Genomic DNA, 16579 nt, shown 5'->3' on the forward strand with positions numbered 1-16579 from the left:
GGCATTTCCTCCTTGTCGTTTGCTATCGTTTCTTTGTTCTAATAGCCGCAAAACTAAACATTCGCGCGACGGAAAATGACGGCGACCGGACCGCCGCCCGCCGGGCCCTGATGCTCGGCGCCGCCGGAGACGTAGATCATCGGGTCGCCGACGATCGAGGCCAGCACGGCGCCCACCGCAGCTCGCGCATGACGCGTATGGTTGATATCCGAATCGCCCAGCATCGTGTGTCTCCGGCCGCGGACAAGTCCTGTCGGATCGGCTTCGGCCTTGGCGAGCACCTGTACGACCTCCGCACCCGGATTGTCCGCCAGCATCGCGAGCAGCGGCTTCGCGTCGATCGCGTCGGCCATGACCCCGTGACTCATATACAGCTCGCCGCTCGCTTGCGCCGAGTTTCCGAATACGATCACTTCGCAATAGTCGAGCTCGCTTCCCGCCGACGTGGACGCGACTTCGCTGTACTTGTCCCACGACTGGCACACATCGCCGTCGCCGATCTCCGCGAGATCAATCTCCCCAAGCGCGACGGCCGCGCCGAGCGCGGAAGCCCCGCGGGAATACCCCATCGACTTGTACGTATCGTCTACCGCGACTTCTGTTCCACGTGCACGGGCATCCGCCATGTCGGCGTCCGTCAGCAGCGGACACTTGATCTGCACGAAGTGCACGTCGGCAGCCGACTCGATGCGCGCCTCCGCCATGGCCCGGCTAACGGCAGCCGATACTTCAACGATCTGCGCGGAGCGCCCGAGCTCTTCCGGGAGGAAGCGCCGGGTATGCGCAACGCCGACCGCAAGCGACTTCGAGCCGACCGAAGGCGTTGCAGTCTCCGACGTTTCAGAGCGGCTTATGACCGTAAAATGCGGGGCGAGCACGCCTTCCGTGCCGCCCGACATAATATAGGAAATGCGGTCCGCCGCTTCTGCTCCGACGAACCCTGCAAAAAAGCCGCGAAGCGATTGGACGGCGTATCCCCTCGTAAAATCGTTGACGCAGCCGTTGCCTTCGGTTTTTCCCAGCACCGCGATGACCTGCGACGGGTGAATCGTTCCCTCTTCGATGCAAGCCCGCAGCGAAGCGATATCGCTTGGAGAAGCTGCCGGAACGCGTATGACCGAGATGTTCATGCCTCATCCACCTTCTGCCAGAAAATGACCTTTTTTTCGACGGCTGCGATAATCCCGAACAAGATGAGCCCTGCGACGGCAGCTGCGGCGATTGCGGAAAACATAATCGGCGTATCCAAATGATAAGAAGACAACAGCACCAAATAACCGAGCCCTTTATTGGAGCCTACGAATTCTCCGACGATGGCGCCTACGATCGCAAGCGAGCTGGAAATTTTGAGCGCGGACAGTACATAGGGCAGGCTGGTGGGCAGGCGCAGCTTCCAGAATATTTCCGCCTTCGTACCTTTATAGGCCGAAAACAGCTCCCACGCTTCGTGCTCGACCGCCTTTAAACCTTTAACGCTGTTAACGAGTATGGGGAAAAAACAAATAATCATGGACGCGGCCACTTTGGACCAATATCCGGTTCCCAGCCAGATGACGAGCAGCGGGGCGAGCGCTACGACCGGCGTCGTCTTGAGCGCGATCGCCAGCGGAAATATACCTTTCTCGGCCGGACGGGAGTGGACGAACAGAATCGCCGTCAGGAATCCCAGCACGTTGGCGAGCAGGAATCCCAGTACCGCTTCATACAGGGTCACGCCCATATTGCGCAGCAGCTCGCCGTCGATGACCCGGGCAATGTCCGAGGGGGCCGGCAGCAGATATAGCGGAATATCGAAAATCCGGACGACGGCTTCCCAGATCAAAATCAAGCCGAGGGCGAAAGCTACGGGGTAAAGAATATCCTTGATTTTGGTTGTCATAGCGCCTTCACCTGCTTTCGAATTTCCCTGACCGCGCTCAAAAATTCCGGGAGCTCCTGCATCTCCGCCTCCCGCGGGTGGGACAGCGGCACGTTCACGATGTCCTGGACCTTGGCCGGGCGCGGCGACATCATCACGATCCGGTCCGACATCAGCACGGACTCTTGAATCGAGTGGGTGACCATGACGACCGTGTTAAGCGCCGTGTCGGGATTGGCCCATAGGCGGAGAAGCTCGATATTGAGCTTCTCCCTCGTGAATTCGTCCAGCGCGCCAAACGGTTCGTCCATCAGCAGGATGGATGGGTTCGCAGCAAGCGCTCTGGCGATCGCGATCCGCTGCTGCATCCCGCCGCTCAGCTGCTGCGGAAAGTGGTTGCGGAAATCCGTCAGTCCCACAAGCTCAAGCGACCACTCCGCTTTCTCGCGACGCTCGGCCTTCGATTGCTTGGCGCGCTGGGGGCCGATGCTAAGCGGCATCTCGATGTTCTGAATGGCGGTCTGCCAAGGCATCAGCACCGGTTTTTGAAAGACGATGCCGATCTCTTCCCGCGGTACGTGATGCACGATCCCGCCGCCATCGTCGGGCGAGAGCAGGCCGAGGATGAGCCGGAGAAGCGTCGACTTGCCGCAACCGCTCGGTCCGAGAATAGACATGAATTCACCGCTGCGGATATCTAGAGACACCTGGTTTAATACGCGTACATTGCCGAACGTGAGGGAGCAATCTTTAATCGAAATGGCGTTAGCTTTTACATTGAAGTTGGAGTTGGGGCCAGCGGCGCGTTCTCTGGCAGACTCGGCGATGCTTCTGATGGCCGCCATCGGCGATCACTCCTTTATTGTTGAATGAATTCGTTCGTAAAGGCCACAGGCAGGTCCTGCTTCTTCTTCAGGAAACCAATGTCGATCAGACTGTCCTGCAGCGTGCTCCATTCCGACTCTTCCATCAAGCCAAGCGGGCCTTTGTCGGCTTCGAGCAGCGGGATGCTGGCGTTCATCATTTTCGTCTCGTGCTCGAGGTTGAGCTGGTCGCCGTACTGGACGGTCACTTGCGCCGCTTCGTCCGGATGGTTGATCGCATAATCCCAACCCTTCATCGTCGCCTGGACGAAGCCTTTGACGGTCTCGGGATCCTTATTAATCATTTTCTCGGTCGTGAACAGCGTATCCGCGTAAAAATTAATACCGTAGTCGCTCGGATAGATCACGTTCACATCCTGACCTTGCTCCTGAGCCGCGATGACTTCATTGATCACGTAACCCGGCCAAGCTTTGACCTGTCCCGTAAGCAGCGGGCTAAGATCGTATTTGACGGGCATCTCGCTGATCGACTTGGCTTTGATGCCTGCTTTATTGACCATGGCGCGGTAGGTGAGCTCCTCATTGCCGCCGAGCTTGACGCCGACTTTTTGGCCTTCGAGATCCTTCATCGACGTGATTCCGGAGCTTTTGAGCGTGAACAACACGAACGGCGACGAGCGGTAAATGACCGACAAGGCGACGACCGGCGCTCCTTTTTCGCGGGACATGAGAATTTGATCGGCTCCCGTTACGCCGAAGTCTTCGCTTCCCGACGACACCATTTGCACCGACGGAAAGTCCGAGCCGCCCGGACGGATATCCACGTCGAGACCGGCGTCTCTGTAGTACCCTTTCTCCTTGGCGATGTAGAAGCCGGCAAATTGGGCTTGATTGATCCATTTCAGCCGGACGACAACTTTTTTCAGGTCCTTTGCGCCGGCATCCGCGCTTGCCGTCGAAGCTGCCGCAGACGTCGCTGCCGTTGCCGACGGAGCCGTATCGCCAGCCCCCGATTGATTGCTGCCGCCTGCGCTGTTGCCGGCGGTAGTGCTGCCGCAGCCTGCAATCGCCACTACAGAAGACAACAGAAGTACGGACATCCATTTCCCATTCACTTTACGCATACTCGATTCCCCCATTTTCCTGTTTATAAAGATTCCAAAGCTTTGATCAACTTGCCGGAATCGGACACGCTGCCGAAAACGCCGCCTTGCATCTGTACCATTCGAAGCGCCGCTTCATGGTTGGACGGATCGGTCGCTCCCGTACAATCCTCTAAAATGAGGCATTCATAGCCCCTGTCGTTAGCTTCGCGCATCGTCGTATGAACGCAAACGTCGGTAGTGATTCCCGTTAGAATGAGGTGCGTGATGCCGCGGGTCTTCAGGATCAAGTCCAGGTCCGTGGCATAAAAGCTGCCCTTGCCCGGCTTATCGATGACCGGCTCTCCCGGCAGCGGCGCAAGCTCGGGAATGATCTCCCAGCCCGGCTCTCCCCGCACAAGAATGCGTCCCATCGGTCCTTCGGAGCCGATCTCGGCCCCCGCCTGCTTGCTTCTCCAGCGTTTGTTGGCCGGCAGATCCGATAGATCCGGCCGGTGTCCCTCTCTCGTGTGGATCACCGTGAATCCCGGTATTTCCCGAACTTTCTCAAGCAGCCGCGAGATGGGACCGATCGCCCTTGCCGTCAGCGACAGATCGTAGCCCATTTGCTCGACATAACCGCCTTTGCCGCAAAAATCGATTTGCATATCGATGACCAACAGCGCTGTCCGGTGCGGTTGAATCCTTCCGTCATAAGGCCAAGCGTATGGTGCTGCCTCTACCGTCATGTCAGGTCCTCCTATCCGTACTTCTGTTTTCTTTGTTATGTGTCACATTATATCACTTTAAAATCCTGGATTCTTTGTATATATTCCAAATATATTTGCATTATTGTTGTGGAAATTCCGAAATGAGTTATATACCTAACACATAATGTAATTTAATAGTTATGTATATCGTCATATTGATTTCACGTCACCAAAGTGATTGATCGGCGCCCTTGATGCACCATCGATTCTATGAAACTTTTTCCAAGAGAGAGGCGTCTAAACCTTGACGCAATAGAACAATATGGATGAGGTGGAAAATTGAAAAAGATCGGCTTCTTTGTTTTGCTCGCAGCTCTCATTTTCGGTTTGTCATTCGCGGGACAAGCAAGCGCCCAAACTTCCGGGGCTACTATCATCCTGGACGGACAAGCGCTGTCGCTCCAGAAAAAAGACAAAATCGAGATCATTAAAGGAAGCGTTATGGTCCCCCTCCGCGTCATTGCCGAAAATCTGGCGCTGCTGGTTACCTGGAATCAGCAGAACGCGCAAGTTAAAATTTTAACGGGAACCGGCGACATCGAGCTGACGATCGGCCGCATGACCGCTAGCGTCGGCGGCGCCGAATTGAAACTGAATGCCGCTCCCGTCAACCGTTCGGGCACTACGCTCGTACCGCTTCGCTTTATCGGGGAAGCAGCAGGACTCGAGGTCGGCTGGGACAACGCGAAAAAAGTCGTTTCCCTGGCTTCGCCCCAAACGTCCGAGCCTACGTCGGCGCCAACACCCACGCCAACGCCGTTTCCATCGGCTTCGCCGACGCCATCGCCGGGAGCGACGCCGACGCCAGTCCCTTCGCCTTCCCCCGTTTCCGGCGGACAGATCAAGGGCATCGGCTGGAGCAACGACCGATTGGCGATCTCGTTCGTCGGCAGTCTGGTTCCAAGAACGTACGCCGCCGCCGATCCGGCGCGCATCGTCGTCGAACTGCCGAAAACTTCGTTCGATCCGGCCTTCGCCTCGATTCAGGCGTTCGATGCAGCTACGCAGTCAGGCGCGTTCGCCGTAACGGATAGCTCGAATGCGACCCGCGTTAGATACGCTGTGACCGATACGGACGCTCAGACCATCGCGATTACAATAGAGCTAACCGGGAACAAGAGCTTTACCGCATACCAGGAAGCCGACTTTGAGACGAGCGTGTACGTGATCGATCTGAAGACGTCCGCCACGCCGACGCCTTCCCCCGTCAATCCGGACAACGGCAAAAAAATCATCGTCATCGATCCGGGCCATGGAGACGGCGATCCCGGTGGCGTCGGCGCGACCAACAAGCTGGAAAAGAACTTTAACCTGTCATTGGCGCTTAAAGTAGAAGCCTTGCTGCTGCGCGAGCCAGCCTTCCAGGTTCTGATGACGCGTCGCGACGATACCTTTGTTCCGCGGCCGGAACGCGCCTCGCTCGCCAATGCCGCAAACGCGGATGCCTTCGTCTCGATCCATGCCAACATCGCGGACGGCAAGCCGACCGTACGGGGTACGGAGACTTACTATTATAAAAATAGCGGCAAAGCCTTGGCGGACATCATGCATAAGCATGTACTGGGCGCGACCGGCTTCACCGACCGCAAGGTCAAGAACGCGAATTACCAGGTGCTGCGCGAGACGACGATGCCCGCCACGCTACTCGAAGTCGGGTTCCTGTCCAATGCGACGGAAGAATCGATCCTGTTTAGCGACAGCTTCCAGGACCTGGTCGCGAAGGCGATCGTCGACGGGCTGAAGGAATACTTCGGCGTGAAATAATTCAATCGAGAGTCAAGAAAACCGTCAGGGAAGATCGAAATCGCCCTGACGGTCCTTTTAGATTTGGCAGGCATACGAAACTTCCAGCCAAGCCGCCTATCCCCAGCTCATCCGGTTCCGACTTGTTCGTATATGCGTTTCCCGCGTTGCGCATTGGTACCCCAACCGTCGCTTTATGTTAGAAAATAAATGTACAAATGCAGTTAATTGATCCACGCAGCCAAGTAGCTCAAGCGTCCCCTCCAACGCCTGCACTCCCCCCAATTTTCCGCGGCTCGAGTTATGAAGCAGGCTTTTGATCCCATACCTTGCTTCAGACAAAAAAGCCCGCGATAAACGCGGGCTTTAACGAGGGTATGCACGGCTATCATTGAATTCTACAGCTGAAATACGACCGTAGGATTTGTCGCGACATTATGGATGCTCTCCGTAAACGTTCCTCCGTAGTACATTCTAAAAGTATAGGCGCCTGCCAATAGCTCCTTGCTTACCTCGCCGCCGCTCGTATCTCCGATCGTTTTCCAGCTGTCCCCATAAAACTTTGCAGTGCCGCCGTCAACCGGATTCCCTTGACTATCCTTGAGCTGCACCTTGACATTGACGGTTTGGAAGACGACGATGGGATCGGTTCCGACGTTTTGATTTTTATCGTTGTTCATCCCTTCATACTTCATGCGGAAAGCGTAAGCGCCGGGCAACAACTCCTTGCTGATCTCGCCGTCTGTCGTATCGCCGATCGTCTGCCAGCTTTCCCCGTAATATTTCGCCATTCCGGCATCCAGCGAACTTCCATGGCTATCCTTGAGTTGAATTTTGACTTTGACCGTCCGGAAGACAACGACTGCGTCGGTTCCGACGTTCTGCGTCTTGTCGTTATTCATGCCTCCATAATACATACGGAAGTTATAACTTTTCTCCGGCAATGATTTACTTGCCGCTCCGGCGCTGTCGGTCGTACCGAAGTCCTTCCAGCCGTTATCGTAATATTTGACTTGGCCGCCGCTTAACGGATTGCCGTTGCTGTCTTTGAGCTGGATCTTGACTGCTGTCGCGGCAAGCGCGAAGCTCGTATTTTGAGCAGACTCCGTATTACCGGCATGATCCGTTGATTTGTAAATCAAGCTGAACTGACCTTGCTTGTCGAACGTAACGGCCGACGTATAAAGCTGCCACGTTGCCCCGTTATCCAGACTATACTCAGTTTTCGCCACGCCGGACGCGTTGTCGCTGCCGGTCAAAGTCAACGTGACCGGACCAACGAACGCGCCGTTTGCGCCATCCGGTACCGAAGGCGATAAGCTTGCGGTCGTCACCGGCGCGACTTTATCGATGTTGCTTACCGCATAGCTCGTGACCTCGGAGACGTCGCCCGCCGCATTGCTTCCTCTGGCATACACCGTTTCATTGACCGAGACGGTGACAGGACTCAAGTAAGGCGTCCATGTACCGCCGGTGCCCAGTCTGTACTCCTTCACCGTCGCTTCGTTAGGATAGCTGATCGTAACGGTAACGTCGGCGTTGGTCGGCGCGGTTTTATCGGCGGCAAACGTTGCGCCGGCCGGCAGCGTTTGCGCCAGCTTTTCGGCGGTCCAGACCTCGACCTCCACATAATGGCTGTATGCATTCGCATTGCTTCCGTTCAGCCACAAGCGTACATACCTCGCGTTCGTTTCGGCGAACGGAATATCCTTCCCGCCGCTCGATTCCACGTACTCCGCGTCCGTTCCCGCGCCTTGCCCTGCGCTATTGTCCGCATCATTGTTGAAAACCGTTGTCTTCGTCGCAAATGTGCTGTCGTTCGATACCTGAACGATGACATCATGATAGGTCTTTCCGCCCAAGAAATAGTGCCATAATTTAATATCATTAATATCATAATTCTCTCCGAGGTCAATCTGAATCCAGTTTACCGTGTTGGTGAACATATCTACAAAGTTGGCGGCGTTCTTGTCTCCGTCCGTTAGACGCGTCCGATTTTGAGCGTTCGCATTCGAGGTAATGCCCGTTTTATTCAGTGCGACGTTAACGGGCGGGATCGCGTCCGGTCCGGATATGCTCGTGATCTCGACCTTGCCCATTTGCGGGTTCCAAACGTTTGACGTATTTTGCTTGTAAACGATTTTCAGGTAAAGCGTTCCTGCAGGCAATGCATCGCTGCTATAGCTCACTTTATTCCAGCTGAGCGATACCCCCGGCACGGATACCCTGTGCGGCGTTAGCTGCGTGTAAGTCACGTTATCGGGCGACGTATAGAATTCAAAATCCGTCGTCGATTCGCCTGGAAAATACCACGTATCGATCGCGAACTTTTCCATCTTCTTATTCGTAAAAGCCTTATAAACGACAAATTCATTCGTATTCGCGGTTCTGGACAACCGCGACGTATCCCCTTCCATCTTTGTTGAATTAGCGCTGTCAAAGGCAAGCTTGGCCGTGTGATAAAACATATTTGTAAAATCGTTCAACTCATCGACCACGGTCACGCGATCGGCAGGCCATTCCGGCGTTACTGAAGGATCGTATTGAATGGAAAGCTTTTGTGCGGCGCCGGCCTTGCCTTGCGTATTGACCTCGAACTTGATTGTAGGACTTAGCTGTAAAACCGTAACGGCGGGATCCTTCTCGATGACCGCTATTCCTGTTTTCCGGATTTCATAAGTAACCTTGCTCTGAAGATGCGTCGGATCGGAAACGGCAACGTCCAGCACCCCGGCTTGCTCCTTCAACATGATGGATGAAGGGTTAAAGGCGATCAGATCTCCGGCGCTGCCTGCGGTCCAGAAGTTTGCGCCTTCGATGTTAAGCGCTTTGTCTTTGACCGCTTGCACGCCCGCCGTGTTCGCGATGATTTCGATATCCGGATTCGCGCTGTAAGCTGCCGTTTGTGCCTCGCTCTTGTTCGGCAGCAGGACATAGGCATAATCCTTGTTGACGGGATTCGATCCATGATCGTACCAGAGCGTCAAATAGTTTTTGGAGAGCGTTGCGGAAGATCCCCCGGCACCAACCTGGGCCCAGCTGCCCTGCATGGCTTCTCTCGACCCTTTGATATTGGCCGGCTGCGGGAAGTAGTATCCGCCGGTGCCTTCCAGATAAGCAAATGATACATTGTTCATATCCTCCGTCCATCCCAGTCCGGCCGGCTTCGTCACGCCATTGACGACAAGCTTTTCGTCTCCTTTGTTTTTAGTGCCGTTATGCAAAGGATTTAATACGGGTCCCAGCGAGTTAGGCCCATAAAATTGAACTTCGGAAACTTTATTGGTCAGATCGACGTCATTGCCGTGGAAAACGAGCTTTAAATACCGGGCGTTCGTATCCGCAAAATCATAGGCTTGAATTTCGGAGGTCAGTCCGTTGCTGTGGCCGCTGTACGCGGTCGCCCATACGGAATCGTCGGCCGAAGTCTGGATATCAAAGGAATATTGGCGAGATACGCCTTGGAAGAAGCTGATTCCTGCATAACCAACCGGGATATTGCTGCCGAGGTCGTACTTCAGAGATTGCCCATCCCCGGTCGACGACCAATACGTCGCGATATCGGAATCGACGGTTTCGAGACTATTGGTGGCGGGAGACGCATTCAAAGGCACGACCGTCGGCGGCACGACCAAATTGCCTGAAACGCTAGGCGCGTAGATTTGGAGCTCATTGATATGGTTCCACGAATTCGCCGTGTTCCCATGGCCAACGATTTTTAAGTATCTGGCTTGAACGTCGGGAAAATCGAATACTTGGATCTGAGAAGCGCTGCCTACAATCGCAGAGCTGCCGCTATAAACGCTATTCCAAACCGAATGATCGTCGGACACAAGGACGTCGAATGAGGTCGTTCTTCCTGTCTGGCTGAGGAAGTTAGCGCCGATATAGCCGATGGGTTGAATCTTGCCGAGATCGAATTGAATCCATTGGCCGTCGCCAAGGGAAGACCATCTGGAATCGAGGTTATTGTCGATCGTATACTGCGGCAGATTGGTGCCGTCATTGCCGCTGTCCGTTACGGCAGATACCTTTAATCTTAGAGGTTCGCTGCCCGTCGGCGTCGAAGCAGGCGAGCCCGGATCGATGCCCTGCATGATCCCCGCTTTGTTAAGCAACCTGTTTTCGATCGTCGTCTCGATATTGCTGCCGTCCGTGCTGTTGATTCCGCTGCCTAGCGCAACGATTTCATCGTCGAACATAAACCATGACTTTTTCGCTTTGAGCGTTTTATTGTAAGCCTTCAAGTCCATTCCGGCCGTCGCGTATTGGTCGAGAAGCGCCGTGCCTCCCGTCCAGGTATTCGGACTCGTGTACCCGGCGCCCGATGCATCGGCTCTTGGCGTCGTGTCCACCGTCGTTCCGGGCAAGCGGTACTTATTGACCGTCGGCCAGTAATCGGTATATTGCAGCGGATCGTTGTTGTTATAAAGATAGGTCATTCCCTCTCCCGTATACCAACCCTTTAAGTTTTCGCCGCTTATCGATTCATAGTTGGCGATCCGGCTGGACGACATGCTTACGCCGAAGGCAAAGCCCGGCTTCTGATGAACGACCCTGTCCATGCCGGCAAACACCTTCGTTTGAACCTTTTCGCCTCGGGATACGATGTTCGCATCGTTTAGTATGTTTTTTGCCAGCAGCATGATGTTCATATTGGCGTCTTTATAGAAATTGGCCGGGCCCTCCTGCTGAATCCAGTATTTGACCATCTCTTTCATACGCTTCGAATCCGCCGCCGGCGCGCTTTGCGACATTCGCAAGATGGCTCCCATCACCTTGTGGCCTACGACATGATCTTGATTGTAGCTTCTCGATATCTCCCGGCCGCGAACCATATCCATCATGGCACCGTTGTAGATCAGCGGTTCGTAGGAGTCGTACACCCATTGATAAACATGGCCCAGACCCGCATATGTGGATTCCCATGGCGAATCGTTTAATAAATAGAGCACATTCGCCATGTCCTGCAGCAGATTCGCTCCGTACCCGCCGTTATACGCATAAGTAAGATGTTGAATAAAAGAACCGTCTTCATAAAAGCCGTCCTGCGTCGTCACGTAGTCCATGACTTGACTCAAAGCTTCCCTTGCAGCCTCAAGCTTAGTGCCGGATTTTACGATAATGCCGCGTACGGCCGCAATTTGGGTTTTCCAGACGCGGTTCGCGCCCGTAGCAATGGAATCGTTGTTGTGCAGTTTGGTCGGGTCGGATGCGAACTTTTCGACCGCGTTCATATAATTCGTCATTTTATTCGGCGTGGCAGTCAGATCGTCATACATTAACAATACGATATCGACGAGTTGGATGGGCGCCCCGATCTCCAAATCCCACCACGTAACCCAATCCACGGGTCCCAGAGATTCATTGTACCGGTTGGCATACATCCAATCCAGAGCGCCGATAATATCGCTTTTAAGCGTTGGGTCGCCATACAGGCTTGAACCGTAAGTACTGTAGGCGATCGCCATTTCCTTAATGCGCAAATAACTTTGCGTGATGTGCGAGACGGTGGTTGCGCTATTCAAATCCGCCCACAAATAAGTTCGTCCGGCGGATTTGTCCATCGTTCCCCAACTGGTTTGCGCTACAAAATTAATTTTGAATGCGACATCAGGATCGGAAGTGTTGTAAGCGGCTCCGCCCGTTATCGTGTCCTTCCACTTCTCTCTTAGCGTGTCAAAATCATCATTAGCCGCGCTTGCGTGAACTGCTCCAAATTGCGCAAAAAACGATAGAAGGATGGTTACAATCAGCAGCATACTCAACTTTGGTCTCGACCTTGTGGACATAAAAACATCACCGTCTCTCTCAGGATTATTGGTTCGACCTAACCCGAATTCGACTCCTTCCCTTCTGGTCTGGATTATATTGTAAGGGAATCGCCAATCTACTAATACCGGATCAGCTTTCGTTTTCACCTGACGATATTCAGGTTTTTAGAACCTGATCGCGGGAGAGACGCATTGCGCAAAAAAAATCGACACACCGGGCGGTGTGTCGATCGTTACGATTCCATACGCTTTTTATAGTCCAACGGGCTGAGTCCAAAGTGCTTTTTGAATATTCTCGTAAAATAATCGACATCCTCGTAGCCTACGCGATTCGCGATTTCATATACCTTTAACGACGAGTTGAGCAGGAAGTCGCGCGAATGATTCATCCGTTCCGCGACGATATAATGCCAGACCGTCATGTTCGTCTCTTGCTTGAACAAGGTACACATATAAGTTTTATTATGCGACACCCGCTCGGCCAGATCCTGCAAGTTCATCTTTTCGCCGTAATGGACTTGAATGTATCGCTTCATCGCATCGACGACCTTGGTCGACTGATTGTCGCGGATGCCCCGCATGGCCGTTATCAAGCGATTAGACCCTTGTTCCATTCTTCTGACGGCGCATAAGCGAAAATAGCCGCGCGTTGACGAAATCGTCAGCATGGGATCCAGAAGCTCCAAATCCTCGTCCTCGTCCTCGTCCCATTCGATTCGAAGCTTGCCCTTCGACAGCTCTTCGACGACCGTTTGAAGCCATAGAATAGAAAGCGCGTTCAATAAATAATAGCTGCCGGCCGCCCAGTCTTCCAATAGCTCGAGCGTCTCGACAATGAGCAGCGGCATCGTCTCGCTACGCAGCGTTTGGATCTGCTCGATCCATCGTTCCATCCAAGCCCGGTTTAGGGGCAGCTTGCGCAAGATCAATTGGGCAGCCTCGTGATTGCGCTCCTGCATCATACGGCTCGTCGCCGAGAATAGAGACTCGTTCAACGCCCGCGAATCGACCGGTTTCAAAATATAGTCCAGCGCAAAGAGCTTCATGCTGCGCTGCGCGTAATGAAAATCGTCGTAGCTGGATACGACCATGCACTTCATCCAGGGGTAAAGCCGGTTGATCTGCTCGATCAACGCCAACCCGTCCATGAGCGGCATACGAATATCGGTGATACACAAATCCGCGTAATAGAGTTCCAGCCATTCCAGTGCCTTAACGCCATTGGAAGCGGTTCCTGAAACAACCATCGTATCGCTATAATCCGTTACGTGCTTGGACAAGCTAGTGCGAATTAACATGGAATCGTCTACGATAAGCACTCGGATCATGTCAGCTTCTCCCCTCGACAGATCGATACTAGTTCGAGACTAAACGATAAACGGCCGGCGTACAATACGCGAATGCACTCGCCATGCATTTCATTCTAAAAGACCCAATAATTCATATACGGTTAGCGAGACGACGCCATTCGCGGCGATCCCGTTCTGACGCTGGAATTTTTTTAGCGCGATAGTCGTAGAAGATCTGAATCTGCCGTCGCAGGGGCCGTCGTAATATCCGGCGCTCTGCAAGCGGTTCTGAATGAGCTGAACGACTGCGCCGGCATCCCCTTCGCTTACCGGTTTCAAATCTTGATTCGCTTCGCCGAGCGCATGGCCGAATATGGTTACTTTCGTTCCGACGGGGATCATCTCGTACAATTCCTCGACATCCCGATTCCGCATGCGAATACAACCGTGGCTGGCATGCCGGCCTATGGAGAAAGGCTTGTTGGTGCCGTGAATTCCGTAAACGCCCCAGGGCACGTTTAAGCCGATCCAACGCGAACCGAACGAAGGACCCCAATTTTTCCCCTTATAGGTGACGATATAATCCCCTACGGGCGTTGGCGTGGAGGGATTGCCGACCGCAACCGGAAAGCTTTTGTATGGGATATGATCCAGATATACCATTAACTTATGGCGCTGCGGAAATACTTCAATCGTAACGATACCGGTATCTTTAACGATCGGAAGCGCCGGACTCGCATGGATATGTAATGGCATTAACGATTGGATCAAGATGAAAATGATCGGCAAACCACAAACTATATATCGGAAGCGGCTCATCCACATACCCCGTTTAATTTTCCCTTATCTTGACCAGAAGTCTGGAAATCATGCGATCGTTTGACACATATGCCAAGCTGTCGACTCATATCGTGAGAAACGGGGAAAGTACGCGCGTTGAGAAGACAGGAGGTATATCGAATGGCCGTTTCTTATATGGATTTCACTTCGCCTAACGTGCAATTTGCTTATGACGTCAACCAAAATCGGACTTTTACGAAAGATAGCGCCAACTACATCAATACGCTTGGCATTCAACAGCTGAACACCCTCGGCAATGCGTCGCTGCTGGATATTTTTATGTCCGCGGGCAACGTGGTGGAGCCGCATGTCCACCAGAACGCTTCCGAACTCGTCTATCTGGTCTCGGGAGCGGCCGTCGTCTCTATTCTAAATCCGTTTACCAAAGAAGTGCGAAACTTCGCCCTCAGGCCCGGCCAGGTCGCCCTCGTGCCCCAGGGCTGGTTTCATTGGGAGATGGCGACGGAAAATCAAACGCATATTATCGCGATCTTTGACGCCCCGGTTCCCGAGTTCATCGCCGTATCGGATTTCCTGCGGCTCGCGCCAAGAAACATGCTGGCGCATACTTATTGTCTGGACGAGACGCTTATTACCGCCGCGCTTGCGCCAATTAAGGAAACGACGACGATCGGACCGCCCGTCAGCTGCGGGAATACGTTCGCGTCGCAATCGCAGCCTCGTATTCAATACGGGGTACGTCCTAACGGGAACGGATCTTAGCGCTCTCCTATTCGTTAAAAAAGAGGAGCGACAGGCCTAGCCGTCCGCTCCTCTTTGCAGCATTCGCCGCAAAACAGACGCATTATTATTAAGTTGAAGCAGCAGGAATAAAGATGCTTAACAGACGGTTTAACGGATGAAAATGAGTTTTTTCAATAAGAACCGCTTTTTCTAATAAGTCGCTTATTTCTATATTCGGGTTTAGCGCGATGCCCACTTCGGCAAGATTCGCGAGCTGCTCTTCAATCGGAATGCGTACCGGAGGAGGCGACGCAAATTTGACCTTTCGCTTCAAGTTTTGGAACATTTCTCGATCACCCCCACCGTTCAGGCTTTCATTTACCTCGAATCCAGCCGATAGAGTCCGCCTTCGGCCGAGGTTAGATATAATTCCCCTTGCTCGTCGCGGCCGAAGGTCGTTATATTCAACTCGGATTGCAGGAGGAGCTCGTTGTGATACTTGCCTCCCGCCTCCTCTTGGAGCGCCCATATCTTCCCTGAGCCATAATCGCCGTATACATACCAACCTGCGAGACCGGTTATGGCCGCACCTCGGTATACATATCCGCCGGTAATAGACTGCCCTTCCTCGCGTCCGTAGGACCAGATGGGGTCGATGACGTCCGCCTTGCTCGCCTCGGCTTCGCAACCGCTTGCGGGCTTATAGCAGCGATCCGCCTCTTTGAGATTCCAGCCGTAGTTGCCGCCATTAACGATCTTGTCGATCTCCTCGAACTTGTTCTGACCGACGTCCGCCGCCCACAGCTCTCCGGTGGCGGCATCGAAGCTGAAGCGCCAAGGGTTGCGAAGACCGTACGCATAGATCTCCTTTGCTCCGCCGCCCTTCGCGAACGGATTGTCCGCCGGAATCGCGTACGCCTTGTCGCCTTCAGCCTTGCTAACGTCGATGCGCAGAACCTTGCCGAGCAGCGACTGCTTGTTCTGTCCGTTGCCTTGCGGATCTCCGCTGCTGCCGCCGTCGCCCGTCCCGATATATAGGTAGCCGTCAGGGCCGAATGCAAGCTGGCCGCCGTTATGGTTCGCATAGGGTTGCTTAAACGTCAACAGCACTTTTTCATCTTTCCCGCCGCCTGACGCCGTCTCTTCTTCCATAAGTAGACGATAACGCGCGATTTCCGTATTCGTCCGGGTCGTATAGTTTACATAGATGAATCCGTTGACTTCATATTGAGGATCGAATGCCAATCCAAGCAGTCCTTGCTCCGTCCCCTTGGAATAAACGCGGTCCGTCAGGTCCAACACCGCTTCCGTTTTTCCGCCTTTGTCCGCCTCGGCCGCGCGGAGCGCGACGATTCGCCCTTCCTGCTCCGTCACGTACAGACGGTCCCCCCTTGACTCGATCGCCGTCGGCCGGTCCAAATTTACCCCTTGGAAAACAGGCGTAAGCTTGACGTTCGCACGCGCGGACGAATCGCCAGGATCGTCGCTTTCGTTGCCGCTCCCTTCGGGTGAGGCGCCTTCCGACGCACCAACGTTCGAACCCGGTCCAGTCGGACCGCCCGCCGGCTGCGAGCGCTGCGGAGATTCGCCGGGCATTCCCGCACCTCCATCACTCTCTTTCGAACAAGCTGCAGCACCTGCAAGCGCCAGGCTTAGCAGCACATACAGCCCCCATTTGATTTTCACGTCGTCTCCCTCCGTTCGGTTAGCGGTCT

12 protein-coding genes are annotated in these 16579 nt (G+C 53.9%); 2 read left to right on the plus strand and 10 right to left on the minus strand.

Going from position 1 to position 16579, the window contains the following annotated elements; genetic code table 11:
- Positions 1–53 precede the first annotated feature (53 nt).
- The 5 genes from atzD to biuH are packed head-to-tail and all read right to left on the minus strand — an operon-like array spanning position 54 to position 4513.
- Positions 54–1130: a cyanuric acid amidohydrolase gene (gene atzD / locus ACFOTD_RS18030; RefSeq protein WP_378121155.1), complete on the minus strand. Its 1077-nt coding sequence runs from the start codon at positions 1128–1130 to the stop codon at positions 54–56.
- A complete protein-coding gene (locus ACFOTD_RS18035) occupies positions 1127–1879 on the minus strand; it encodes an ABC transporter permease (protein ID WP_378121157.1) in 753 nt (250 codons plus the stop codon). The genes atzD and ACFOTD_RS18035 overlap by 4 nt, the downstream gene beginning before the upstream one ends.
- Positions 1876–2703 (minus strand): ABC transporter ATP-binding protein, encoded by an 828-nt coding sequence (locus tag ACFOTD_RS18040; protein WP_378121159.1) that lies wholly within the window; start codon positions 2701–2703, stop codon positions 1876–1878. The genes ACFOTD_RS18035 and ACFOTD_RS18040 overlap by 4 nt, the downstream gene beginning before the upstream one ends.
- Positions 2704–2717: 14 nt before the next feature.
- On the minus strand, positions 2718–3806 hold the full coding sequence (locus ACFOTD_RS18045) for an ABC transporter substrate-binding protein (RefSeq protein WP_378121161.1): 1089 nt from the start codon (positions 3804–3806) through the stop codon (positions 2718–2720).
- Positions 3807–3829: 23 nt separating this feature from the next.
- On the minus strand, positions 3830–4513 hold the full coding sequence (biuH, locus tag ACFOTD_RS18050) for a biuret amidohydrolase (RefSeq protein WP_378121163.1): 684 nt from the start codon (positions 4511–4513) through the stop codon (positions 3830–3832).
- Positions 4514–4813: 300 nt separating this feature from the next.
- Here biuH and ACFOTD_RS18055 point away from each other — a divergent pair, with 300 nt between their 5' ends.
- Positions 4814–6298: an N-acetylmuramoyl-L-alanine amidase gene (locus ACFOTD_RS18055; RefSeq protein WP_378121165.1), complete on the plus strand. Its 1485-nt coding sequence runs from the start codon at positions 4814–4816 to the stop codon at positions 6296–6298.
- Between the two features lie 377 nt (positions 6299–6675).
- Here ACFOTD_RS18055 and ACFOTD_RS18060 read toward each other — a convergent pair whose 3' ends face one another.
- The 3 genes from ACFOTD_RS18060 to ACFOTD_RS18070 form a co-directional block, all read right to left on the minus strand.
- On the minus strand, positions 6676–12069 hold the full coding sequence (locus ACFOTD_RS18060; RefSeq protein WP_378121167.1) for a polysaccharide lyase family 8 super-sandwich domain-containing protein: 5394 nt from the start codon (positions 12067–12069) through the stop codon (positions 6676–6678).
- Positions 12070–12284: 215 nt separating this feature from the next.
- Entirely contained in the window at positions 12285–13379 is a 1095-nt protein-coding gene (locus tag ACFOTD_RS18065; RefSeq protein WP_378121169.1) for a response regulator transcription factor, read from the minus strand.
- Between the two features lie 90 nt (positions 13380–13469).
- The gene (locus ACFOTD_RS18070; protein WP_378121171.1) at positions 13470–14096 is read right to left on the minus strand and encodes a L,D-transpeptidase family protein; all 627 of its coding nucleotides are present in this window, start codon (positions 14094–14096) and stop codon (positions 13470–13472) included.
- A gap of 204 nt (positions 14097–14300) precedes the next feature.
- Here ACFOTD_RS18070 and ACFOTD_RS18075 point away from each other — a divergent pair, with 204 nt between their 5' ends.
- Positions 14301–14903 (plus strand): cupin domain-containing protein, encoded by a 603-nt coding sequence (locus ACFOTD_RS18075; protein ID WP_378121173.1) that lies wholly within the window; start codon positions 14301–14303, stop codon positions 14901–14903.
- 88 nt (positions 14904–14991) lie between these two features.
- On the opposite strand, the gene ACFOTD_RS18080 is transcribed toward ACFOTD_RS18075, so the two are convergent.
- Positions 14992–15210, minus strand: a complete 219-nt coding sequence (locus ACFOTD_RS18080) for a hypothetical protein (RefSeq protein ID WP_378121175.1) — start codon at positions 15208–15210, stop codon at positions 14992–14994.
- Positions 15211–15242: 32 nt separating this feature from the next.
- Positions 15243–16550, minus strand: a complete 1308-nt coding sequence (locus ACFOTD_RS18085; protein WP_378121177.1) for a PQQ-dependent sugar dehydrogenase — start codon at positions 16548–16550, stop codon at positions 15243–15245.
- Between the last annotated feature and the right edge of the window lie 29 nt (positions 16551–16579).

Origin of the sequence: Cohnella sp. GCM10012308 (genome assembly GCF_042649185.1) — a bacterium.
Lineage (GTDB): Bacteria > Bacillota > Bacilli > Paenibacillales > Paenibacillaceae > Cohnella.